This window comes from Brevundimonas vesicularis (assembly GCF_027105095.1).
In the GTDB taxonomy this organism is placed as follows: Bacteria; Pseudomonadota; Alphaproteobacteria; order Caulobacterales; family Caulobacteraceae; genus Brevundimonas; species Brevundimonas vesicularis_E.
Genome location: NZ_CP114278.1, coordinates 2,634,732 through 2,657,332, shown reverse-complemented (window position 1 = coordinate 2,657,332; position 22,601 = coordinate 2,634,732). Strand labels below are relative to the sequence as shown.

General features: G+C 66.3%; 19 protein-coding genes. 13 read left to right on the top strand and 6 right to left on the bottom strand.

Annotation, left to right across the window (positions count from 1 at the left end):
• Positions 1 to 153: 153 nt before the first annotated feature.
• The 4 genes from O2K97_RS13295 to pyk all read left to right on the top strand — a co-directional run bounded on the left by O2K97_RS13295 (position 154) and on the right by pyk (position 5,667).
• Entirely contained in the window at positions 154 to 1,362 is a 1,209-nt protein-coding gene (locus O2K97_RS13295) for an LL-diaminopimelate aminotransferase (protein ID WP_269219633.1), read from the top strand.
• Between the two features lie 2 nt (positions 1,363 to 1,364).
• Positions 1,365 to 2,309 (top strand): DUF808 domain-containing protein, encoded by a 945-nt coding sequence (locus O2K97_RS13290; protein ID WP_269219632.1) that lies wholly within the window; start codon positions 1,365 to 1,367, stop codon positions 2,307 to 2,309.
• A 72-nt stretch (positions 2,310 to 2,381) separates the two neighbouring features.
• Complete coding sequence (locus O2K97_RS13285; RefSeq protein WP_269219631.1) at positions 2,382 to 4,085, top strand: alkaline phosphatase family protein; 1,704 nt, start codon at positions 2,382 to 2,384, stop codon at positions 4,083 to 4,085.
• Between the two features lie 136 nt (positions 4,086 to 4,221).
• Entirely contained in the window at positions 4,222 to 5,667 is a 1,446-nt protein-coding gene (pyk, locus tag O2K97_RS13280) for a pyruvate kinase (protein WP_269219630.1), read from the top strand.
• On the opposite strand, the gene O2K97_RS13275 is transcribed toward pyk, so the two are convergent.
• Entirely contained in the window at positions 5,664 to 6,572 is a 909-nt protein-coding gene (locus O2K97_RS13275; RefSeq protein WP_269219629.1) for an oxidoreductase, read from the bottom strand. The two genes, pyk and O2K97_RS13275, sit on opposite strands and share 4 nt — an antisense overlap.
• Positions 6,573 to 6,707: 135 nt before the next feature.
• A complete protein-coding gene (locus tag O2K97_RS13270) occupies positions 6,708 to 8,144 on the bottom strand; it encodes a helix-turn-helix domain-containing protein (protein WP_269219628.1) in 1,437 nt (478 codons plus the stop codon).
• Between the two features lie 131 nt (positions 8,145 to 8,275).
• Here O2K97_RS13270 and O2K97_RS13265 point away from each other — a divergent pair, with 131 nt between their 5' ends.
• Positions 8,276 to 9,811 (top strand): acyl-CoA carboxylase subunit beta, encoded by a 1,536-nt coding sequence (locus O2K97_RS13265; protein ID WP_269219627.1) that lies wholly within the window; start codon positions 8,276 to 8,278, stop codon positions 9,809 to 9,811.
• A 2-nt stretch (positions 9,812 to 9,813) separates the two neighbouring features.
• On the opposite strand, the gene O2K97_RS13260 is transcribed toward O2K97_RS13265, so the two are convergent.
• Both O2K97_RS13260 and O2K97_RS13255 read right to left on the bottom strand, forming a co-directional pair.
• Positions 9,814 to 10,371: a Swt1 family HEPN domain-containing protein gene (locus tag O2K97_RS13260; RefSeq protein WP_269219626.1), complete on the bottom strand. Its 558-nt coding sequence runs from the start codon at positions 10,369 to 10,371 to the stop codon at positions 9,814 to 9,816.
• 16 nt (positions 10,372 to 10,387) lie between these two features.
• Positions 10,388 to 11,113 carry a DUF5343 domain-containing protein gene (locus O2K97_RS13255; RefSeq protein WP_269219625.1) on the bottom strand — a complete coding sequence of 242 codons (726 nt, stop codon included), beginning with the start codon at positions 11,111 to 11,113 and terminating at the stop codon, positions 10,388 to 10,390.
• Between the two features lie 96 nt (positions 11,114 to 11,209).
• Between O2K97_RS13255 and O2K97_RS13250 the strand changes: the two genes are divergently transcribed.
• From O2K97_RS13250 to tdh, 7 genes are all read left to right on the top strand, one after another.
• Positions 11,210 to 13,189 carry an acetyl-CoA carboxylase biotin carboxylase subunit gene (locus tag O2K97_RS13250; protein WP_269219624.1) on the top strand — a complete coding sequence of 660 codons (1,980 nt, stop codon included), beginning with the start codon at positions 11,210 to 11,212 and terminating at the stop codon, positions 13,187 to 13,189.
• Between the two features lie 151 nt (positions 13,190 to 13,340).
• Positions 13,341 to 14,795, top strand: a complete 1,455-nt coding sequence (locus tag O2K97_RS13245) for a methylmalonyl-CoA mutase family protein (RefSeq protein ID WP_269219623.1) — start codon at positions 13,341 to 13,343, stop codon at positions 14,793 to 14,795.
• Positions 14,792 to 16,951 (top strand): methylmalonyl-CoA mutase, encoded by a 2,160-nt coding sequence (gene scpA / locus O2K97_RS13240; RefSeq protein ID WP_269219622.1) that lies wholly within the window; start codon positions 14,792 to 14,794, stop codon positions 16,949 to 16,951. The genes O2K97_RS13245 and scpA overlap by 4 nt, the downstream gene beginning before the upstream one ends.
• The gene (gene mce / locus O2K97_RS13235) at positions 16,948 to 17,370 is read left to right on the top strand and encodes a methylmalonyl-CoA epimerase (RefSeq protein WP_269219621.1); all 423 of its coding nucleotides are present in this window, start codon (positions 16,948 to 16,950) and stop codon (positions 17,368 to 17,370) included. The genes scpA and mce overlap by 4 nt, the downstream gene beginning before the upstream one ends.
• Before the next feature lie 52 nt (positions 17,371 to 17,422).
• Positions 17,423 to 18,337 (top strand): DUF4232 domain-containing protein, encoded by a 915-nt coding sequence (locus tag O2K97_RS13230; protein ID WP_269219620.1) that lies wholly within the window; start codon positions 17,423 to 17,425, stop codon positions 18,335 to 18,337.
• 42 nt (positions 18,338 to 18,379) lie between these two features.
• Positions 18,380 to 19,570, top strand: coding sequence for a glycine C-acetyltransferase (locus O2K97_RS13225; protein WP_269219619.1), 1,191 nt, complete (start codon positions 18,380 to 18,382; stop codon positions 19,568 to 19,570).
• A gap of 117 nt (positions 19,571 to 19,687) precedes the next feature.
• Positions 19,688 to 20,728, top strand: coding sequence for an L-threonine 3-dehydrogenase (tdh, locus tag O2K97_RS13220; RefSeq protein ID WP_419466124.1), 1,041 nt, complete (start codon positions 19,688 to 19,690; stop codon positions 20,726 to 20,728).
• A 40-nt stretch (positions 20,729 to 20,768) separates the two neighbouring features.
• Here tdh and O2K97_RS13215 read toward each other — a convergent pair whose 3' ends face one another.
• Positions 20,769 to 21,335 (bottom strand): hypothetical protein, encoded by a 567-nt coding sequence (locus O2K97_RS13215; protein WP_269219617.1) that lies wholly within the window; start codon positions 21,333 to 21,335, stop codon positions 20,769 to 20,771.
• A complete protein-coding gene (locus O2K97_RS13210) occupies positions 21,332 to 21,547 on the bottom strand; it encodes a hypothetical protein (RefSeq protein WP_269219616.1) in 216 nt (71 codons plus the stop codon). The genes O2K97_RS13215 and O2K97_RS13210 overlap by 4 nt, the downstream gene beginning before the upstream one ends.
• A gap of 86 nt (positions 21,548 to 21,633) precedes the next feature.
• Between O2K97_RS13210 and O2K97_RS13205 the strand changes: the two genes are divergently transcribed.
• Positions 21,634 to 22,599 (top strand): glycosyltransferase family 9 protein, encoded by a 966-nt coding sequence (locus O2K97_RS13205; protein WP_269219615.1) that lies wholly within the window; start codon positions 21,634 to 21,636, stop codon positions 22,597 to 22,599.
• The last annotated feature ends 2 nt before the right edge of the window (positions 22,600 to 22,601 follow it).

Sequence of the window (22,601 nt, the reverse complement as noted above, 5' to 3'; positions counted from 1 at the left end):
CGGCAGCCTTTTCGACCAGGTTTTTGCGCGACGCACAGATTTCGTCCGCCCAAAGGGTGAAAATGACCTTCAATGCTGTTGCGCGGGGCCGCTGGCGCGCTAAGCGCTAAGAGCGGCCGATCCACGGCCGCTGATCCCAACGACGAGCCTGTCATGTCCGAAGAATTCTACCGCATGAAGCGGTTGCCGCCCTATGTCATCGCCGAGACCAATGCGATGCGCGCGGCGGCCCGTGCGGCAGGCGAGGACGTGATCGACCTGGGGATGGGGAACCCCGACCTGCCGCCGCCGCAGCATGTGATCGACAAGCTGATCGAGGTGGCCAGGAAGCCCGACGCCCATGGCTATTCGCAATCCAAGGGCATCCCAGGGCTGCGACGCGCCCAGGCCAACTACTACGGTCGTCGCTTCGGCGTCGATGTGGATCCCGAAACCGAGGTGATTGTCACCATGGGCTCCAAGGAGGGGCTGGCCAGCCTGGCCACCGCCATCACCGAGCCGGGCGATGTGATCCTGGCGCCCAATCCGTCCTATCCGATCCACACCTTCGGCTTCATCATCGCCGGGGCGGCGATCCGCAGCGTGCCGACTACGCCGGACGAGAAGTATTTCGAGGCGTTGGAGCGGGCCATGGCCTTCACCGTGCCGCGGCCCAAGATCCTGGTGATGAACTATCCGTCGAACCCGACGGCGGAGACGGTCGATCTGGCCTTCTATGAACGCGTCGTGGACTTCGCCAAGGCGAACGATCTGTGGATCATCAGCGATCTGGCCTATTCGGAGCTCTATTACGACGGCAAGCCGACGGTCTCGATCCTGCAGGTGCCGGGGGCCAAGGACGTGGCGATCGAGTTCACCTCCCTGTCGAAGACCTACAGCATGGCGGGCTGGCGCATGGGGTTTGCGGTCGGCAACAAGACGCTGGTCGCGGCGATGACGCGGGTGAAGTCCTACCTCGACTACGGCGCCTTCACGCCGATCCAGGCGGCGGCGTGCGCCGCGCTGAACGGGCCACAGGACATCGTCGAGCAGAACCGCAAACTCTATCACCGCCGCCGTGATGTGCTGGTCGAGAGCTTCGGCCGTGCGGGTTGGGACATTCCCAAGCCGGCCGCCTCCATGTTCGCCTGGGCGCCCTTGCCGCCGGCGCTGAAACATCTGGGCAGTCTGGAGTTTTCCAAGCAGTTGCTGACCCACGCCAAGGTCGCGGTGGCGGCGGGCGTGGGCTATGGCGAGAACGGCGAGGGCTTCGTGCGCATCGCCATGGTCGAGAACGAGCAGCGCATCCGCCAGGCCGCGCGCAACATCAAATCCTATCTGAAATCGCAGGGCGTCAATGTGCCGCCCAGCCGGGAAGACTGACTATGCCGTCTGGATTGATCGCGCTGCTGGACGACGTCGCCGGCATCGCAAAGCTGGCGGCCGCGTCGCTGGATGACGTGGGAGCGGCGGCGGGCAAGGCCTCGACCAAGGCCGCCGGCGTGGTGGTGGACGATGCGGCGGTGACGCCGCGCTATGTCGTGGGCCTGTCGCCCAGCCGCGAACTGCCGATCATCGGCAAGATCGCCTTGGGGTCGTTTCGCAACAAGCTGATCTTCATCCTGCCGGCGGCCCTGCTGCTCAGCGCCTTCGCGCCCTGGGCCATCACGCCGATCCTGATGTGCGGCGGCACCTATCTGTGTTTCGAGGGGGCGGAAAAGCTGCTGGAGGCCATGGGGCACGGCGGGCATGGTGATGCGGAGCCGATCGCCGGGGACGCGGCGGCGCTGGAGAAGACGACGGTGTCGGGCGCGGTGCGCACCGATCTGATCCTGTCGGCCGAGATCATGGCCATCGCCCTGGCCGATGTGGCGGCGCAGCCGATCCTGACCCAGGCCGCTGTGCTGGCGGTGGTCGGCATCGCCATGACCGTCGTCGTCTATGGCGCGGTCGGCCTGATCGTGAAGATGGACGACATCGGCCTGCATCTGGCCCAGCGGCCCAATGGCGGGGTTCGCGCTCTGGGGCGGGGTCTGGTCAAGGGCATGCCGATGGTGATGAGCGCCCTGTCGGCGATCGGCACGGCGGCCATGCTGTGGGTCGGCGGCGGCATTCTGCTGCACGGTTCCCATACGCTGGGGCTGCACTGGCCGGCCGTGCCCGTCGAGCATCTGTCGCATGCCGTCGGCGAACTGCTCGGGCCGCTGGCAGGCGTGATGAGCTGGCTGACGACGGCGGTGGCTTCGGCCGTGATCGGGCTGATCGTCGGCGGGGTGGTGGTGCTTATCCTGCATCAGGTCGCGCGCCTGCGGTCCAAGGAATCGCACTAGGAGCGAGCCGGACTGTCACGCGGGCGCCATCCGCAACGGCTAGAGGCCGCACGGCTGTTGTTGGAGTTGTTCATGTCCCTGTCGCGTCACGTCGCCGCCGCGTGTCTGGCTGCCTTGTCGATCGCGGGCGCCGCCTGTGCGGGCGCGCCGGTCGCCAAGCCGCCGGTTCAGGCCGCTGCGCCTCAGGCGTCGGCTGCGGCCCTGACGCCGCCAAAACTGATCGTGACCATCGTGGTCGATCAGTTCAGCGCCAACCTCTTCAACCAGTATCGCAGCCGCTACAGCGGCGGCCTGCGCCGGCTGGCCGACCAGGGACTGGTGTCGATTAACGGCTATCAGACCCATGGTCTGACCGAGACCTGCCCGGGCCATTCCACCGTTCTGACCGGCATGCACCCGGCCGACACCGGCATTCCCGCCAACGACTGGATCGACGGCAAGACCGGCAAGGAGGTCTATTGCCTGGCCGCGCCGCAGAACCATCTGGCGCACGGACGCGACGACACCGACAACGGGCCGGTGGGACCGGATCAGTTGCGCGCGACGACGCTGGGCGACTGGCTGAAGGCCGTCAGTCCGGACAGCAAGGTCATGGCTGTGTCGGGCAAGGATCGCGGGGCGATCAACTTGGCCGGTCATCAGGGGCAGGCCTTCTGGTTCACCGACGGGTTTGGACTGACCACTTATGTCGAGCCGGGTCAGACGGCCGAGACGAAGCTTGCGCCGGTCGCGGCGTTCAACCGCGACTTCAACGCCTGGACGGCGGCGACTCCGGTGGCCTGGAATTATCAGAACGCGGACTGCCGGGCGCTGGCGGGCGACTGGACCATTCGCGGCCAGACCTTCCATTCGGTGCTGCCGCCAGCGGGGCTGAAGTTCGACACCTCGCCATTGCTGGACGAGCAGACGCTGAAGGCGGCGGAATATCTGCTGGACAGCCAGAAGCTGGGGCAGGGGGCGGCAACCGACATGCTGGGCGTCAGCCTGTCGGCCACCGACCGCATCGGCCACATGTATGGTACCCAAGGGCCGGAGATGTGCGAGCAGATGCACCGGCTGGATGCGGCGCTGGGCGCCTTCCTGGACAAGTTGGCCCAGGTTCCGGGCGGCGCGCTGGTGGTTCTGACGGCCGATCACGGCGGCTCGGACTTCGTCGAGCGGCTGCATGAGAATGGCTATCCGCAGGCGCACCGCGCCGACACCGATGCGATCAAGGTCGTCAACGCCGCGCTGAAGGCGCGCTTCAACCTGGACGCCGATCCGCTGCAGTCCGGCGGAAGCGGCTGGATGGTCGCCGATGCGGATCACAAGGCGCTGCCCGATCCGTTGCGGACACAGGTGGCGGAGGCGGCGGTCGAGATGCTGCGCGCCCTGCCCGACGTGGCTTTCGCCGAGACGCGGGACCGTCTGCTGGCAGAGCCCCTGCCCGACAGCCGTCAGCCCGAGATGATGACGGTTCGCGAGCGGATGCGGCTGTCGACCGTCGCTGAGCGATCGCCCGACATCCAGTTCGCCTGGACCCAGAACACCACCTCGGGCGGCCGCGTCGGCTCAACCCTGGCCGGGCACGGCACGCCGTGGGAATATGATCGCCGCGTGCCGATCATCTTCTGGTGGCCGGGCGCCAAGGCCGAGGAGCGGTTCCTGCCGATCCGGACCGTCGATATCGCCCCAACCCTCGCCCATGTGATCGGCGTCGCCGCGCCGCAGGTGGAGGGCCGGTGCATCGATCTGAACGGATTTACCGTGGCGGCCTGCGGGGCGGCGGCCAGATAAACTCCTGTTTCCAGCCGTCAACTCATGTTTCCTGAGGGGAAGGCGGCCTTACGCAGCGCGGGTTTCGTTGGCAGAAGAGGGCGAATTCGCCCAGGCGGCCCCGTTTTGCCGTCCGAGAGAGCCAACAGGAAACGTCATGAACCGAGCCCGTCGCGCGCGCATCGTCGCCACCCTGGGACCCGCCAGCCGTGCGCCCAGCACTGTCAAGGCGCTGGCCCAGGCGGGGGTGGACGTCTTCCGCCTGAACTTCAGCCACGGTTCGCATGAGGATCACGCCGCCGCGTTGAAGGCGGTGCGCGGCGCCGAAATGGCCCTGCAGCGTCCGCTGGGCGTGTTGGCCGACCTTCAAGGGCCGAAGCTGCGTTTGGGCCGTTTCAAGGACGTCGAGATCTCGGTCAAGCCGGGCCACACCATGCGTTTAGATCTGGACCCGACGCCCGGCGACGAGACGCGGGTGCAGATGCCGCATCCCGAAATCTTCAAGGCGCTGCGCAAGGGCATGCTGTTGCTTCTGGACGACGGCCGGGTGCGGCTGCGTGTGGGCGAGCGGACCGATGAGTGGGCCGATGTGACGGTCGAGAGCGGCTCGAAGCTGTCGGACCGCAAGGGCGTGGCGGTGCCGGAGGCGGTGATCCCGGTCTCGGCCCTGACGCCCAAGGACCGTGAGGACCTGGCCTTCGCCCTGCGGATGGGCGTGGACTGGGTGGCGCTCAGCTTCGTGCAGAAGCCCGAGGACATGGCCGAGCTGAAGCGGATCGTGAACGGACAGGCGGCCTGCCTGGCCAAGATCGAGAAGCCGGCGGCCCTGGCCGATCTGGAAGCCATCTTGGACTATTGCGACGGGGTGATGGTGGCGCGTGGCGATCTGGGCGTCGAGCTGGATCCCGAGGATGTGCCGGTGGCGCAGAAACAGATCGTGCGCGCGGCCCGCAATCGCGGCGTGCCGGTGATCGTGGCCACCCAGATGCTGGAATCCATGACCAGCGCCCCGGCCCCGACCCGCGCCGAGGCGACCGATGTCGCCAATGCGGTCTATGAGGGTGCGGACGCCCTGATGCTGTCGGCCGAGACGGCGTCGGGCGACTATCCGCTGGAATCCGTCGGCATCATGAGCCGGATCATCGAGCGGGTCGAACGCGATCCGATGTGGCCCAGCCTGATGGGCGCCGAACATGCCGGCATGGATGAGCACGATGTGGACGCCCTGGTCGGGGCGGCGCGGATGGCGGCGAATGCGCCCTCGACCGGCTGTCTGGTGGTGTTTACGACTCTGGGCGGCACCGCGCGGCGGATGGCGCGCGAGCGGCCGCTGAAGCCGATCCTGGTGCTGACGCCCAATCCCAACACCGCGCGGCGGCTAGCCCTGGTCTGGGGGCTGGAGCCGCGTCTGGGCGAGCAGCCAGACTCGCTGGAGGCCGTGACGGACGACGCCGTCAACAGCGCGGTCAAATATGGTCTGGCCGAGCCGGGCCAGCGCATCCTGATTTTGGCGGGCACGCCGTTCGGGGCGCCCGGTGCGGCCAATCTGCTGCGACTGGCTCACGCGCCTGCAGCGACGTCGAAGGGCCGCAAGAAGAGCTAAAAGGCGATCTCTCGACGCTCCGCCGCGCTACGCAGACCGGAGTCGAGGATGCGCATGACGGTCAGGGCCTGGTCAGCGGGCACGGGCGGCGGGCCCTTGCCGAGGATCGCATCGCGCATGGCGGCGTAGAAGGCGGGATAGTCGCCGCGCTCCGGAGCCGGCGTGGTGCGGACGGTTTCGCCGTCGATCTGTTTCGTCAGGACGCCCGGCGAGGGGTCCAGGCCCCAGTCGGGGTGGCCGGGGCGCAGGCCCGCCTTGGACTGGCACTCCTGGGCGTCGAGGCCGTGTTTGATGAAGCTGCCGCCCGTGCCGTGGACGACGTAGCGGAGACTGGCCTCGGCGGCGAGGTGGCTCATGTTCAGGATGACGCGCAGACGGTCATAGCGCAGCAGAACGTGGGCGTAGTCGATGGCCGTGGCGCCGAAACGTTGGGCCTGGAGGTCGGCATAGATGGCCAGCGGCGGCCCGAACAGCTGGACCGCTTGGTCGATCAGGTGTGGGCCCAGGTCAGCCCAGACGCCGCCGTCGCGCTTGTCCTTCCAGCGGTCGGCAGCGGTCGGACGAAAGCGGTCGTAGTGGCTTTCGAAAACGGCGACGTCGCCCAGTTCGCCTTGGTCGATCAGGCGGCGCAGGGTCAGGAAGTCGGCGTCCCAACGGCGGTTCTGGAAGACGCTGAAAACGCCGGGCGATGACGCTGCGACGGCGGCGACGGCTTCGGCGTCAGCCAGGGTCGCCGCGAAGGGCTTGTCCACCACCACCGACTTGCCGGCCCTCAGAGCGGCGATCGACTGTTCGGCGTGCAGGGCGTCGGGGGTGGCGACGACGATCAGGCCGATGTCCTCGCGGGCGATGGCTGTGTCCAGATCGGGCAGGACCTCAACGTCAGGCAGGTCGGCGTGGACCACTTCGGGCCGGGACGAGACGACGGCGATCAGGCGCAGGCCGGGGGTCGCCGCGATCGGGGGGCGTGGAAGGTCTGGCCCGCCAGGCCGTAGCCGACGACGGCGACGCCGATGGGTGTGTGTGAGGTCATGCCCCGATCAATAGCGGTCGGGGCGCGGGCCATCCAGCACATAGGGCACCACGCCGCGCTCGTTCTCCGGCACGTGCAGGGTCCGGTCCAGGGGCGGGAAGGCGCGCTGGGTGCAGTCGGTGCGCTCGCAGATGCGGCAGCTGACGCCGATCCGCGCGGCCGGGCCGTTCAGATCGAGGCCGGCGGCATAGACCAGGGCGCCCGCATGTTCGACCTCGCAGCCCAGGGACAGGGCGTAGCGGCGGTCGTTGGCGAGATAGGAGCCGCTGGGCTTGGACACGCTGCGGGCGATGGAGATGTAGCGCGATCCGTCCGGCATCTCGGCCAGCTGCACCCCGATCCGGTCGGGCGCCGCGAAGGCCTCGTGGACGTTCCACAGCGGGCAGGCGCCGCCGAAGCGGGCGAACTGGAAGCGGGTGGCGCTGTGGCGCTTGGTGATGTTGCCGGCCATGTCCACGCGGGCGAAATAGAAGGGCACGCCGCGCCAGCCGGGCCGTTGCAGGGTCGAAAGCCGGTGGCAGACCTGCTCGAAACTGACCTGGAACCGGGTGCGCAGCCGGTCGATGTCGTGCTTCTCCTCGCGCGCGGCCTCCAGGAAGGCCCGATAGGGCAAGAGCAACGCGCCCGCCGCATAGTTGGCCAGACCGACCCGGGCCACGTCGCGTGCGGCGTCGGTGCGGAAGGCGGCCTGATCCAACTCGGCCTCAATCAGGTCGCGGAAGGACAGCAGGGCCAGCTGGTGCGCCAGCTGGAACGACCGCGTCGCGCCGGGCTGCCAGGCGTCCAGCGTCAGGACGCGGCTGGCGGGATCGTAGCGACGCAGCGCCTCCTGACCGGCGACATAGGCGACGCGAACGCCGTGCGCCTGGCTCAGCGCAGACTCCAACGCCCGCTCAATCTGGCCGTCCTGAACCAGCGTCGCCGCCAGCGTCTCGGCCGCGGTGTCCAGCGTGTCGATGTAGTTGTCGCGATAGTGGAAGAAGTCGCGCACCTCTTCGTAGGGCAAAAGGGCGACACTGGCGCCGTGTTCATCCCGGCCCAGGGTGTCGTCCAGCGCCTTCACCCGCTCGTCCAGACGACGGAAGGTCTGGTGCAGGGCCAGGAACTGGCGGGCCAGACGCGGGGTGTTGGCGACAGCCTGTTTCAGCTCGGCGGCCGTGGGCGGTTCGGCCTCACCCATCATCGGGCCCGCGATGTCGGTGGTGGCCTCGCGCAGGTCGGCGATCAGGCGGGCGTCGCCCTCCAGATCGAACAGGCTGGCGTCCACATGGAAGGCGCGGGTCAGGGCGATCAGGACTCGCGCGGTCGCCGGGCGCTGGTTGGTCTCGATCTGCGACAGATAGGACGGTGACAGGCCTAGGCGCTCGGCGCAGGCCTCCAGCGTCCAGCCGCGCGCCTCGCGCAGCTTGCGCAGCTTGGCGCCCAGGAAAAGCTTCTCAGCCATTCGCAACTTTGCAGATCATATCGCCATCCTTTGCAAGCCCGCGCAGTTCCACACTTTTTGCAAAGTTGCGTTTGCCTATTTGCGATGAAGGCGCCACCCCTCTCTCAACGAACAAGAGGCGAAGATCCATCATGAGCCAAGCCATCCTTGAAGAACTGGCGCGCCGCCGCGCCGCCGCCAAACTGGGCGGCGGGGAAAAGCGTATCGCCGCCCAGCACGCCAAGGGCAAGCTGACCGCGCGCGAACGCATCGACGTGCTGCTGGACGAAGGCTCTTTCGAGGAGACCGACATGTTCGTCGAGCACCGCAGCCACGACTTCGGCATGCACGACCAGCGCATCCCCGGCGACGGCGTGGTGACGGGGCGCGGCACGATCGGCGGGCGGCTGGTCTATGTCTTCTCCAAGGATTTCACCGTCTTCGGCGGCAGCCTGTCGGGCGCCCATGCGGCCAAGATCGTCAAGCTGCAGAAGATGGCCCTGACCACCGGCGCGCCGATCATCGGCCTGTTCGACGCGGGTGGGGCGCGGATTCAGGAAGGCGTGGAAAGTCTGGCGGGCTACGCCGACATCTTCCTGCAGAATACGCTCGCCAGCGGCGTCATTCCCCAGATCAGCGTGATTATGGGGCCGTGCGCGGGCGGCGACGTCTATTCGCCCGCCATCACCGACTTCATCTTCATGGTGAAGGACACGAGCTACATGTACGTGACCGGCCCCGATGTGGTGAAGACCGTCACCAATGAGTTGGTCAGCCACGAGGACCTGGGCGGCGCCCGCGTCCATGCCGGCAAGTCGGGCGTGGCGGACGGGGCGTTCGAGAACGATCTGGAGGCCTTGTCGGAGGTGCGCCGCCTGATCGGCTTCCTGCCGCTGTCGAACCGCGAAAAGCCGCCGGTGCGTGAGAGCTATGACGAACCGGAGCGGGACGAGCCGTCGCTGGACACCCTGATCCCGGCCAATCCGAACCAGCCCTATGACATGAAGGAGCTGATCCTGAAGGTGGTCGACGAGACCGACTTCTTCGAGATCGGGGCCGACTTCGCCAGGAACATCATCTGCGGCTTCGGCCGGCTGGACGGACAGACGGTCGGCATCGTCGCCAACCAGCCCCAGGTGCTGGCGGGGGTGCTGGACATCGATTCAAGCCGCAAGGCCGCGCGGTTCGTGCGCTTCTGCGACGCCTTCGACATTCCGCTGGTGACCCTGGTGGACGTGCCGGGCTTCATGCCGGGGACCAAGCAGGAATACGGCGCCCTGATCAAACACGGGGCCAAGCTGCTGTTCGCCTATGCCGAGGCGACCGTGCCGAAACTGACCCTGATCACGCGCAAGGCCTATGGCGGCGCCTATGACGTGATGAGTTCCAAACACCTGCGCGGCGACGTCAACTACGCCTGGCCCACCGCCGAGATCGCGGTCATGGGCGCCAAGGGGGCGGTCGAGATCATCTTCCGCAAGGAGGCCGGCGATCCGGCGGCCCTGGCCGCGCGCGAGGCGGAGTACAAGGACCGGTTCGCCAATCCGTTCGTGGCGGCGGGGCTGGGCTATATCGACGACGTCATCATGCCGCACGGGACGCGGCGGCGGCTGGTGAAGGCGCTGCGGACGCTGAAGAACAAGGTCCAGGAGAACCCCTGGAAGAAGCACGACAATATTCCGCTTTAAGGTTAGGCCATGAGGCGAAATAGATCTCGGACAGCTAGATACAGGCGAGCAACTTCATCGTCTGCTAGGTATCCGCAGTGTGCTATTGGTCCTCTGAGTGTGTTGAGTAGGCTTATGACACGCTCGGCTGCCCTTTGTGACTTGAACATTCCTCCGAAGGCTTCTGAATTTGCGGAGATTATTACGCTAAGTTCTCCAAAGGTAGTGAATTCCAGAGGGTTGTTTGACCTAGGTGTTACTGACGAGTCCAATTCACGTGCGCGCGTCGTCGTCACTGCATCTTTGACCCTTTGGGGCGTTTTTTCTTCCCACCAATCGTCCCCATAGGTGGCGCTCATTGTATCTGACACCATGCGCCTAAGCATGTTTTCTATGAGGTAGAACACCTCATAATACTGGGCCATAAATCGCGCATCTTCGCGGTCTTGGTCATCGAGCTGATCGACATAAGAAGCAATGATCTCTGAGCCTGCAAAAATTCCTAAGCCGCCCAAATCGTCGCCAGCTTGTTTTTTGCTGATGGATCTAATCTCGCGCTCAAATGCGAATCCATTAAGCATGAACTCTCTTATGGACCTAGCGGTGCCAGTCAAGAATGTTCTCCCGAAGGCTTTTGAATATCATATTGTAGGTCTCAATATTGTTCGACTGTGGAAGGGTTATATTTATGACGTAGTTGAGTCCACCTATAGGCGATGCGTTGCTGAATTGACTGCTTCCATTGCTATCCATTGTTTGACTAGGTTCTGCGTTTTCCGATTCTCTCGGCGAGGAAATTCCAGCATTTTTGTCAGTAATGTAGCCCTTAATCCTATCAAAAGTGCCAGTTATATAGCCGACGATGGCGTCGTTCTTTTTCAGGCCAGTGATCTGGGCCACGATGTCCTTGATTTCGCTGTCGGACAGGGTGTGGGCGAACGTGTTCTTCTGAAAGATGGCGTTGTATCCGGCCTTCAATGCTTCCAGCGCAGCGGCGGATCGATCCATATCGCTTCTAAAGCGCGAATAACGCTCGGTGGGTGTTCCGTCTGCAGCGACAAGACCCATGCGCTTCAGAGTAGAAATTTGCTGGGCAGCCGAACCGCCTTTAATTCCAAGAATCTGAGCGATGAAGTCCTTCGAGAATTTCTCGGGAACTTCCGCCTTTTGCACTTGATCCAAAACCGACTTCAGCGACCCAGGCGTAGTCGTGTAGAGCAGGTTGCCAGGTATATCTCGGCGGGCGGCGCTTGGTTTATCACTCCCCGTCTTGGCCTCGGGGTCATTCGCCGCTTCTGTCGGTGCTTTGGCTGTATCAGTCATTTCGCGCTCCGGTTTCATTCGTCAATGTTTGTTCGATTAATGTTCCTGTCAAGCTCGCTTAATCACTCTCGCTGCGTAGCGACTTAGAGGTCTCCCATGTTCTCCAAAATCCTCATCGCCAACCGGGGCGAGATCGCGGTTCGGATCATCAAGACCTGCCGCCGCATGGGCATCCAGACGGTGCAGGTCTATTCGGAGGCCGACGCCGGGTCGCTGGCGGTCGAGATGGCCGACGAGGCGGTGCTGATCGGGCCGGCGCCGGCGGCGCAGTCCTATCTGCTGGCGGACAAGATCGTCGAGGCGGTGCGCCAGACGGGGGCCGAGGCCGTGCATCCGGGCTTTGGCTTCCTGTCTGAGAACGCCGGGTTCGCGCGGCGGCTGAGGGACGAAGGGATCGCCTTCATCGGCCCGAACCCCGAGGCCATCGAGGCCATGGGCGACAAGATCAGCTCCAAGAAGCTGGCGGCCGAGGCGGGGGTCTCGACCGTGCCGGGCCATATGGGGTTGATCGAGACGCCGGACGAGGCGGTCAGGATCGCCAACGAGATCGGCTATCCGATCATGATCAAGGCCTCGGCCGGCGGCGGCGGCAAGGGTATCCGCGTGGCCCATTCGGACGCCGACATGGCCGAGGGGTTTGCGGCGGTGAAGGCCGAGGCGCTGAACGCCTTCGGCGACGACCGGGTCTTCCTGGAGAAGTTCATCGTCGATCCGCGCCACATCGAGATTCAGGTGCTGGGCGACAAGCACGGCCATGTGGTCCACCTGTTCGAGCGCGAATGTTCGATCCAGCGCCGCAACCAGAAGGTCATCGAGGAGGCGCCCAGCCCCTTGCTTGACGAGGCCACCCGCGCCGCCATGGGGGCGCAGGCCGTCGCCCTTGCCCAGGCGGTGAACTATGACTCGGCCGGCACGGTCGAGTTCGTCGCCGGTCAGGACAAGAGCTTCTACTTCCTGGAGATGAACACCCGGCTGCAGGTCGAGCATCCGGTGACGGAGCTGATCACGGGCGTCGATCTGGTCGAACAGATGATCCGTTCGGCCTGGGGCGAGACGCTGGCCTTCGAGCAGAAAGACCTGAAGATCGACGGCTGGGCGATCGAGAGCCGCATCTACGCCGAGGATCCGTATCGCGGTTTCCTGCCGTCCATCGGCCGGCTGGTTCGCTACGAGCAACCCGAAGAAGGCGATCAGGGGGACTATACGGTCAGAAACGATTCCGGCGTCCGCGAGGGCGACGAGATCAGCATGTTCTACGATCCCATGATCGCGAAACTGTGCGCCTGGGGCGAGACGCGCGAGGCGGCGGTCGAGGGCATGGCGCGCGCGCTGGAGGACACCCACCTGTCGGGCCTGGGCCACAATGTGCCCTTCCTGGCGGCGGTGATGGACCAGGACCGGTTCAAGTCGGGCCGGCTGTCGACCAGCTATATCAAGGACGAATTCCCGGACGGCTTCCATGGCCTCAAGCCGACGCAGGACCAGGAACGCATCCTGATCGCGGCCGCCATGGCCATGCACGAGATCATCGCCGAACAGGACGGCGATCCGTCGGACCGCACCGACTGGATCGTGATGATCGACAAGACGCCGCACGGGGTGGGCCTGTCCTATGATGCGGACGAGGCGATGATCCTGACCCTGACGGGCGGGGGCGACATCCGCCTGTCGGAGATCGACTGGCGGCCCGGCCTGGCCCAGTTCAAGGCCGAGCTGGACGGCGAGGCCTTCACCGCCGAGGTCAAACGCGCCGCCGACGGCTTCGACATCCGCCATCGCGCGGCCAAGGCGCGGGTGAGGGTGCTGCGGCCCCAAATCGCCGAACTGTATGCGCGCCTGCCGGAGAAGGTCGCGGCGGACACCTCCAAGATGGTGCTGTCGCCGATGCCGGGTCTGGTGGTCTCGATTCCGGTGGTCGTCGGCCAGGAGGTCAAGACCGGCGAGACGGTGGCCATCATCGAGGCCATGAAGATGCAGAACATCCTGAAGGCCGAGCGCGACGGGGTGGTGAAGGCCGTCGGCGCCAAGGACGGCGATCCGGTGGCGGCGGACGACGTGCTGGTGGAGTTCGGATGATGAAGAACCCCTCCGTCTCTCCGCTTCGCTCCGAGCCACCTCCCCATTGCATGGGGAGGAGACGACAGCCTGTCTCCTCCCCGCTTGCGGTGAGGGGGACCGCGAAGCGGTGGAGGGGTTCTTCACGACGCGCGGATGGGAAGGCGGGCGCATGACCTTCCCCACACCCACGCCCCTCGAATGGCGCGAGGCGGCCCAGAAGGCGCTGAAGGATCGGCCGATCGAGTCGCTGATGCATCTCGACGCCGATCAACTGGTGACGCGGCCGCTGTATGCGGGCGCGACGGGCGTGCAGCCGATCTTCGCCCCGCGTCCATCCGACTCCGAAGGCCGGGCCTGGGATCTGCGGACGCTGGTGGAGGGCGACGATGCCGAGGCGGTCAACGCCGCCGTCCTGACCGATCTGGAGAATGGCGCGGCCTCGGTGGTGCTGAAGGGGCGGGTGCTGGCGGATTCCGCGCCCTTGGGCCGGGCGCTGGAAGGCGTGGCGCTGGAGTTGGCGCCCGTCGCGCTGGACGCCGGGATCGACGGGCCGGATGCGGCCAACGCCCTGGCGGTCGTCGCCAAGGGGTCTCCGCGCGCCAAGCTGAGATTCCATATGGACCCGGTCTCGGCCTTCGCAGGGGCGGGCGGGGCGCCGCGGTCGGTGGAAGAGCATCTGAGCCTGGCGGCCAATACGGCGGCGCGTCATGCGGGCGCATATCCCGACGCGACCTTCTTCATGGCCAGCGGGCGTGTAGCGCACGAGGCCGGCGGATCGGCGGCGCAGGAGCTCGCCTTTGCGGCGTCCAGCGTCGTGGCCCATGCGAAGGCGGCGGTGGAGGCCGGGATGTCGGTCGAGGCGGCTTTGCGCGGCACCGTTGTCGGCCTGTCGGTCGATGCGGAATATTTCGACAGCCTGGCCAAGGTTCGGGCCATGCGGCTGGTCTGGGCCAGCCTGACGAAGGCGTTCGACGTGGATGTTCCGGCGGTGATCGAAGCGCGCTCGTCGCGGCGGATGCTGTCGGCGCGCGATCCCTGGCCCAATCTGCTGCGGCTGACGGCGGCGGGCTTCGCCGGCGCAGTCGGTGGGGCGGATGTCGTGGTGCTGGATGGCTTCACCCGCGCCTCCGGAACGTCAGACGCCTTTGCGCGGCGACAGGCTAGGAACACCCAGCTGGTCCTGATGGAAGAGGCCAATCTGGGACGGGTCGACGATCCGGCCGCCGGCTCCTGGTATCTGGACGCCCGGACGCGGGACCTCACGGAGGCCGGCTGGGCCGAGTTCCAGATGATCGAGGCCGAGGGCGGTCTGGTCGAAGCCCTGAAGGGTTCGGTCATCCAGCCCCGCATCGCTCGCGCCCGCGCGATCCGCGAGGCCGCGCTGACGAACGGTGCGGCCCAAATCATCGGCGTGACCAAATATATCGATCCTGAGCCCCGTCTGGCGCCGGTTGAATCTGATCGTCCTTCCGGGGCGCTCGAAGAGCGAACCCGGAACCCAGGACCGCATCTCGAACCCCTGGGTTCCGGATTCTCCGCTTCGCGTAGCCCCGGAATGACGGATGGGGTGGAGCCCCTGTCTCCGATCCGGTTCGCCGCGGCCTTCGAGGAGGCGGCTCAATGAGTTTCCCCGACTTCAGCAAGATCGCCCTGAACCTCGATGCGACGGGGCAGGGGCCGATGCGCGATCCTTGGCTGACGCCCGAGGGACTGACGGTCGAGACCGCATATGGTCCCGACAGTACGGACGCGCTGGATCATCCGCATGGCCTGCCGGGGTTCGCGCCGTTCGTGCGTGGTCCTTATCCGACCATGTATGCGGGCAATCCCTGGACGATCCGCCAGTACGCCGGCTTCTCGACCGCCGAGGAATCCAACGCCTTCTATAGACGCAACCTGGCGGCCGGTCAGAAGGGGCTGAGCATCGCCTTCGATCTGGCGACGCACCGGGGCTATGACAGCGACCACCCGCGGGTGAAGGGCGACGTCGGCATGGCGGGCGTCGCCATCGACAGCATCTATGACATGCGGACCCTGTTCGACGGGATCCCGCTGGACCAGATGTCGGTGTCGATGACGATGAACGGGGCGGTGCTGCCGATCCTGGCCCTCTATGTCGTCGCGGCGGAAGAACAGGGCGTGCCGCACGCCAAGCTGACCGGGACCATTCAGAACGACATTCTGAAGGAGTTCATGGTCCGCAACACCTACATCTATCCGCCCGAGCCCTCGATGAGGATCATCGCGGACATCTTCGCCTGGACGGCGCAGGAGACGCCGAAGTTCAACTCGATCTCGATCAGCGGCTACCACATGCAGGAGGCGGGAGCCTCGGCGGATATCGAGCTGGCCTACACCCTGGCGGACGGGATCGAATATCTGCGCGCGGGCGTCGCGGCGGGGATGCCGATCGACCGGTTCGCGCCGCGCTTGAGCTTCTTCTGGGCCATCGGCATGAACTATTTCATGGAGGTGGCCAAGATGCGTGCCGGCCGCCTGCTGTGGGCCGAGGCGGTCAGGAAAGAGGGCGGGGTCGATCCCAAGTCGCTGTCCCTGCGCGCCCACTGCCAGACTTCGGGCTGGTCGCTGGCGGCGCAGGACGTGTTCAACAATGTGCCCCGCACAATGGTCGAGGCCATGGCGGCGGCGGGCGGCCAGACGCAGAGCCTGCACACCAATGCGCTGGACGAGGCCCTGGCGCTGCCGACCGACTTTTCGGCCCGGATCGCGCGCAACACCCAGATCCTGTTGCAGCAGGAGACGGGTCTGACGCGGGTCATCGATCCCTGGGGCGGCAGCTTCTATGTCGAGCGGCTGACGCACGAACTGGCCGAACGGGCGCGCGCCCATATGGCCGAGGTCGAGGCCCTGGGCGGAATGGCCAAGGCGATCGAAGCCGGCATCCCCAAGCTGCGGATCGAGGAGTCCGCCGCCAAGACCCAGGCCAGGATCGACACTGGTCAGCAGACGGTGGTCGGGGTGAACAAATATCTGAACCCCGTCGTCGACGACATTCCGATGCTGAAGGTCGACAATGCGGCGGTGCTTGCCGCCCAGATCGACAAGCTGAAGCGCCTGCGCGCCGAGCGGGATCAGGCGGCGACCGATGCGGCGCTGAACGCCCTGACCGCGGGGGCGCGCGGGAACGCCAACCTGCTGGAGCTGGCGGTTCAGGCCGCCCGCGCCAAGGCGACGGTAGGAGAGATTTCCGACGCGCTGGAGGCCGCCTTCGGCCGCCACGTGGCCACGGTCCAGACCGTTTCGGGCGTATACGCCAAGGAGGCGGGGACCGACGCCCGCTTCGCCCGCGCCCGCGAGATGGTGGCGACCTTCGTCGAGAACGACGGCGGCCCGCCGCGCATTCTGATCGCCAAACTGGGACAGGACGGACACGACCGGGGCCAAAAGGTCGTCGCGACCGGATACGGCGATCTGGGCTTCGACGTCACGGCCGGCAGCCTGTTCCAGACACCGTCGGAGGCTGCTCAAGAAGCGGTCGAGAAGGGCGTTCACGCGGTCGGCGCATCATCGCTGGCGGCAGGGCATCTGACGCTGGTGCCCGAGTTGAAGGCCGAGCTGGAGAAACTGGGCCGGCCCGACATCATGATCGTGGTCGGCGGCGTGATCCCGCCGTCCGACGTCCAGCCTCTGCTCGATATGGGCGCGGCCGCGGTCTATCCGCCCGGTTCGGCCATCGCCGATACGGCGGTGGACCTGATCGAGAAGCTGAACCAGCGTCTGGGTTACGCCCAGCCGACCCCCGACAAGGACAAGTCATGATCGGCGCCCTGAACCACGTCGGCGTCGCGACGCCATCCATCGCCGACTCGATCAAACTGTATCGCGATATCCTCGGCGCGACGAAGATCGGCGAACCCTTCGACCTGCTGGCGCAAGGGGTGAAGGTCTGTTTCGTGGATACGCCGACGGCTCAGATCGAGCTGATCGAACCCTATGACGACACCAGTCCCATCGTCGGCTTCCTGGCCAAAAATCCCAAGGGCGGCCAGCACCACGTCTGTTTCGAGGTCGCCGACATCCACGCCGCCGTCGCCGAGATGCGGGCCAAGGGCGTGACGATCCTGGGGACCGGCGAACCGCGCATCGGGGCGCATGGGACGCCGGTCGTCTTCCTGCATCCGCGTGACATGGGCGGCGTATTGATCGAGCTGATGGAGACGCCGAAAGCGGGGCATTAAGCGGAGCCTTTGCTTAGGTTGGGCCGTTGAAGGCGAAACCAGAGGACATGACATGATGTCGCACCGCCTGACCGCATTCGTCGCCATCGCCGCCCTGACCGGCGCCGCAGCCTGCTCTCGCACCGAGCCCCAACAGCCCGCCGCGCCGGTCGAACCGTCGGCCGCGCCTGCATCCAATGCGCCCTCGGTCGGCTATGCCTGCGAAAGCGGCGCGACGCTTCAGGTCCAGTATGTCGACAGCGACAACGCCAAGCTGACCCATCAGAACCAGACCTATGCTTTGCGGTCAGTGCAGGCCGCCAGCGGCGCGCGCTATGTCGGCGGCGGGGTGGAATGGTGGACGGCGACGCGCGATGGGCAAGAGAGCGGGACGCTGAGCCGACTGGGGCCGGACGGCACGACCGGTGTCGCGGTGCTGGAGCGCTGCTCGCGGCCGATCCCCGGGGCTGATGCGACGCCGGGCCCGCTGCCGACGCCAGGTCAGACGCGGACCGAGGCGGCCGGCGGGGTCTTGCCGGCTGCGCTGCCCTGCAAGGGGCCGCAACTGACGCTGGGGGCAGGCGACGGGGATGCTGGCGCGGGAAACCGGGTCAGCAACTTCAGTTTTCAGAATATCGGAACCCAGGCCTGCAGTCTGACCGGCTATCCGACAGTGACCTTGCAGGACGCGCGCGGACGCAACTTGTCGTCCATCCGCGCCGAACAGAGTCCCGGAAGCTATTTCCGTCAAGGTCAGGCCCCGACGCCGGTTCAACTGGCGCCCCGGGCCAAGGCCTATTTCGAAATGGCCTGGAGCGTCGTGCCCAATGAAGCCATGCAAAAGACATGTCCCGACGCCGCTGCGATAAAGGTCACCGCGCCCAGCGATACCGCCGCCGTCAGCCTGCCGTTCTCGTTCAGCCCCTGCGGCGGCCGCATTCGTGTCAGTCCGATCCGGGCCGAGGCCAACCCGGCCCCAGAGACCTGAGGCGGGTGGAAACCGATCGAAAATCGGCGTAGGTCGCGGCCCATGACCCAGAGCTTCTATGACCGCGTCGCCGGCGAACTGTCCGAGATCGACGCCCAGGGCCTGACCAAGCCCGAACGCATCATCGCCTCGCGCCAGGGGCCGGTGATCCAGGTCGCCGGACGCGACGTGTTGAACTTCTGCGCCAACAACTATCTTGGCCTGGCCGGCGACGAGCGCGTGACCCAGGCCGGGATGGCGGCGCAAGCGAAGTGGGGCGCGGGCACCGCGTCCGTGCGCTTCATCTGCGGCACTTTGGAGATCCACAAGGAACTGGAAGCGGCCATCGCCGCCTATCTCGGTTTCGAGGACGCCATCCTGTTCGCCGCCGCCTTTGACGCCAACGGCGGTCTGTTCGAGCCGCTGCTGGGCGAGAACGACGCCATCGTCTCCGACAGCCTGAATCACGCCTCGATCATCGACGGGGTGCGGCTGTGCAAGGCCAAACGCTATCGCTTCGCCAACTCGGACATGGACGAGCTGGAGAGCCGTCTGAAGGAGGCCCGCGCGGCCGGCGCCCGCGACATCATCATCGCCACCGACGGCGCCTTCTCGATGGACGGCTATATCGCCAAGCTGGACGAGATCCGGGCATTGGCCGACAAATACGACGCCCTGATCATGGTGGACGATTGTCACGCGACGGGCTTCCTTGGCCCGCAAGGCAAGGGCTCGTTCGCACATCACGGTGTCGACGTGGATTTCGTCACCGGCACCTTCGGCAAGGCCCTGGGCGGCGCCATGGGCGGCTTCATCTGTGCGAAGAAGTCGGTGGTCGAACTGCTGAAACAGCGGGCGCGACCCTATCTGTTCTCCAACGCCCTGGCGCCGGCCGTGTGCGGGTCCAGCCTGGAAGCGATCCGTATCGCGCAAGGGACGGAGGGCGACGCTTTGCGCACCCGCCTGTCGGCCAACGCCCATCGCTATCGCGGGGCCATGTCGGACGCGGGCTTCACCCTGCTGGACGGCGAACATCCGATCATCCCGGTCATGCTGGGCGACGCCAAACTGGCGCAGGATTTCGCGGCTCGGGCGTTGGAGCTGGGCGTCTATGTGATCGGGTTCTCGTTCCCCGTCGTGCCGCGTGGCCAGGCCCGCATCCGCACACAGATGTCGGCCGCCCATACCTTCGAACAGATTGACCGTACGGTCGAAGTGTTCACCCAGGCGGGCCGGGAGCTGGGCGTCATTTAGCCCTTTTCGCGCGCCATCGACGAAAGCCAAGCGGCGAGGAGGCGTGGGGCCTCAGCCGCCGGTTTCGGGATGAACCCGGAGCCACGATTTCAGGGAGTTTAGACAATGACCGACACGATGAAGGCCCTGGCCAAGACCGCGCCCGGCGTCGGCCTGGAACTGATCGACGCGCCGATCCCCGAGGCGGGGCCGGAGGATGTGCTGATCCGGGTGCATCGCACCGCCGTCTGCGGCACCGACATCCACATCTGGAACTGGGACGAATGGTCCCAGAAAAACGTGCCGACCCCGATGATCACCGGCCACGAGTTCGCCGGCGAGATCGTCGCCATCGGCAAGGACGTTGATCGCCCGTTGAAGATCGGCCAGCGCGTCTCGGCCGAGGGCCACGTCATCGACCTGAACTCGGAAGCTGCCCGCGCCGGCCATTTCCACCTGGACCCGCAGACGCGCGGCATCGGCGTGAACCGTCAGGGCGCCTTCGCCGAGTTCGTCGTGGCGCCGGCCTTCAACGTCATCGAACTGCCGGACGACGTCCCCTATGAGATCGGCTCGATCCTCGATCCGTTCGGCAATGCGGTGCATACGGCCCAGCAATTCGACCTGCTGGGCGAGGACGTGCTGGTCACCGGCGCTGGCCCCATCGGCATGATGGCCGCGGCCGTGGCGCGTCATGCGGGCGCGCGCACCGTGGTCCTGACCGACATCAACGACTTCCGGCTGGAGCTGGCGCAGAAGGTCGCGCCGGGTGTGCGGACCGTGAACACCACCAAGGAAGACATCCACGACGTGATGAAGGAGCTGGGTCTGAAGGTCGGGTTTGACGTGGCGCTGGAGATGTCGGGCTCGCCCATCGCCTTCAAACAGTGCGTCGACACCCTGATCATGGGCGGCGGCATGGCGCTGCTGGGCATTCCCGGCAAGCCGATGGAAACCGACTGGGGCGCGATCATCCTGAAGGCCCTGACCATCAAGGGCGTCTATGGGCGCGAGATGTTCACCACCTGGCGCAAGATGCTGGGGCTGCTGAAAGCCGGCCTGGACCTCAGCCCGCTGATCACGCACCGCCTGGGTTACGCCGACTACCGCGAAGGCTTCGAAGCCATGAAGTCGGGCCAGTCGGGCAAGGTCGTGCTGGACTGGGACAAGGCCGCCTGAAGCCTTAAACCCTTGGTCTAGGCCAGTTGGCGAGCTGCGGTTAGATCGCCTGCGAGCCGGAAAGCGTCACCGCATATCGCGCGACGACGCCGTCCGGCTGAAAGTCGTATTCGGCCAGCCGGTCGAGGGACATGAGGACGCGGGTCGTGAAGGCGTCGGTGTCGCCATCCTCGATGGCCGGACGCAGCCAGTCGGTGACGACGGCGCGGGCCGGATAGGTTCCGACGGGGCCGGCAATGCTGAGCGCCACCTCAATGCCTTCCGCGATCCAGCCGGCGACGGTCACGAAGAAGTCGGTCGAGGCCAGGAAGTCGGAGCGGCGCAGGACATACAGGGTGATGACCCCGTCCTCGACCCCGTCGGGACGGACGATGACGCCGCTGCGATCCGGTCGCCAGTCGTCGGACAGCTCGACCACACGCCACAGGCAGAACCAGACGCGGCAGGTGTTCGGCCGGATCGCGTGGACCGAACAGCCGGCGCCGTCGACGCAATAGGCGCACAGCTCGCCCGTCGGCTTGGCCAGTTCCGGCAGGTTCAGCGGAATGACCCGGCAGCATTCGACGCAGCCGCCGCAGGTCCGGCCCGGGAGGAGGGGCAGGCTCACCCGGCTGAACGCTCCAGCCGGGCGATGCGGCGATCCATGTCTGCGACGACGGCCTCCAGCCGGGCCTTTTCGGAGGCCATGTCGATGGGCGTGCCGTCCTCGTAGGAAATCTTCGCGCCCTTGGCGATCAGGTCCAGCCGGTAGATGGCCGTGACGCGCTGCGCCTTGAAGCGTTCGAGGGCGGCGGCTGCTGGATCGGGCGTCTGGCTCATGCGCGTCGCTGTAGCGCATGGGGCCTTCCTGTGGAAACACGCGTTTGACGCTGAACCGCAGATAGAATCCCTGTATCCGTCAACGGATGATCGGGCGATTTCCCATCCTGTACATCGCCGAGGCGGACGCCGAGGACGCCGTGCTGTCCTCAGGCGTGCTGGCGCATCTGGTCGAGAGCCTGCCGCACGCGACCTTCACCATCGTCGGATCGGCCGCCAGCGCGCCGCTGTTCGCCGATACGCCGCGCCTGACGAAACTGATCGTGCTGGAGCGCGAAGGCCATTTCGAATGGATCGCTCTGTGGAACCAGGTGCGGGCCACCAAATGGGGTCTGGTCGTGGACATGCGCGGCTCGGACCTGTCGGGCAAGCTGAGGCGGCACAAGCGCGCGGTGCGGGGCAAGGATCAGCCGGGCCTGCATGCGGTCGAGGCGGCGGCTGCGGTGCTGAAGCTGGAGCCGCACGAGATCCCGGCGCCGAAACTCTACGTCTCGGATGAAACGCGGGCCCAGGTCGAGGCGCTGATCCCGGCGACGGGCGGTGACGGGCCGATCCTGGCGGTCGGGCCGGGCGTGGAATGGATGGGCAAGCGCTGGCCCGCCGAACGCTACGCCAAGGTCGCGGCCAAGCTGCTGGCCGACGACGGGCCGCTGGCGGGCGGCCGGCTGATGATCGTGGGCGAGGAGATCGACCGCGAGGCGGCGCACACGATCCGCTACGCCGTGCCGCGCGCGCGGGTGATCGAGCTGCAGGGCAAGCTGACGCGCCGGCAGACGGTCGCGGCCCTGTCGACGTCGGTGCTGTACGTCGGGGCGGACTCGATCTGGACCCAGCTGGCCGTGGCCTCGGGCGTGCCGGTCGTCGCCGCCTTCGGGCCGTCGGACGAGACCGTGCGCGGGCCCTGGAAGGGCGAGGCCGTGCGCGGGCCGCGCACCTATGAAGAGTTCAAAAAGCTGGATCCGCGCCTGAACCAGGCGATCCAGCATATGATGGACCTGCCGTGGGAGCGGGTGCTGAAGGCGGCGCAGCGGATGTTGAGGGCGCGGGGGTAAGA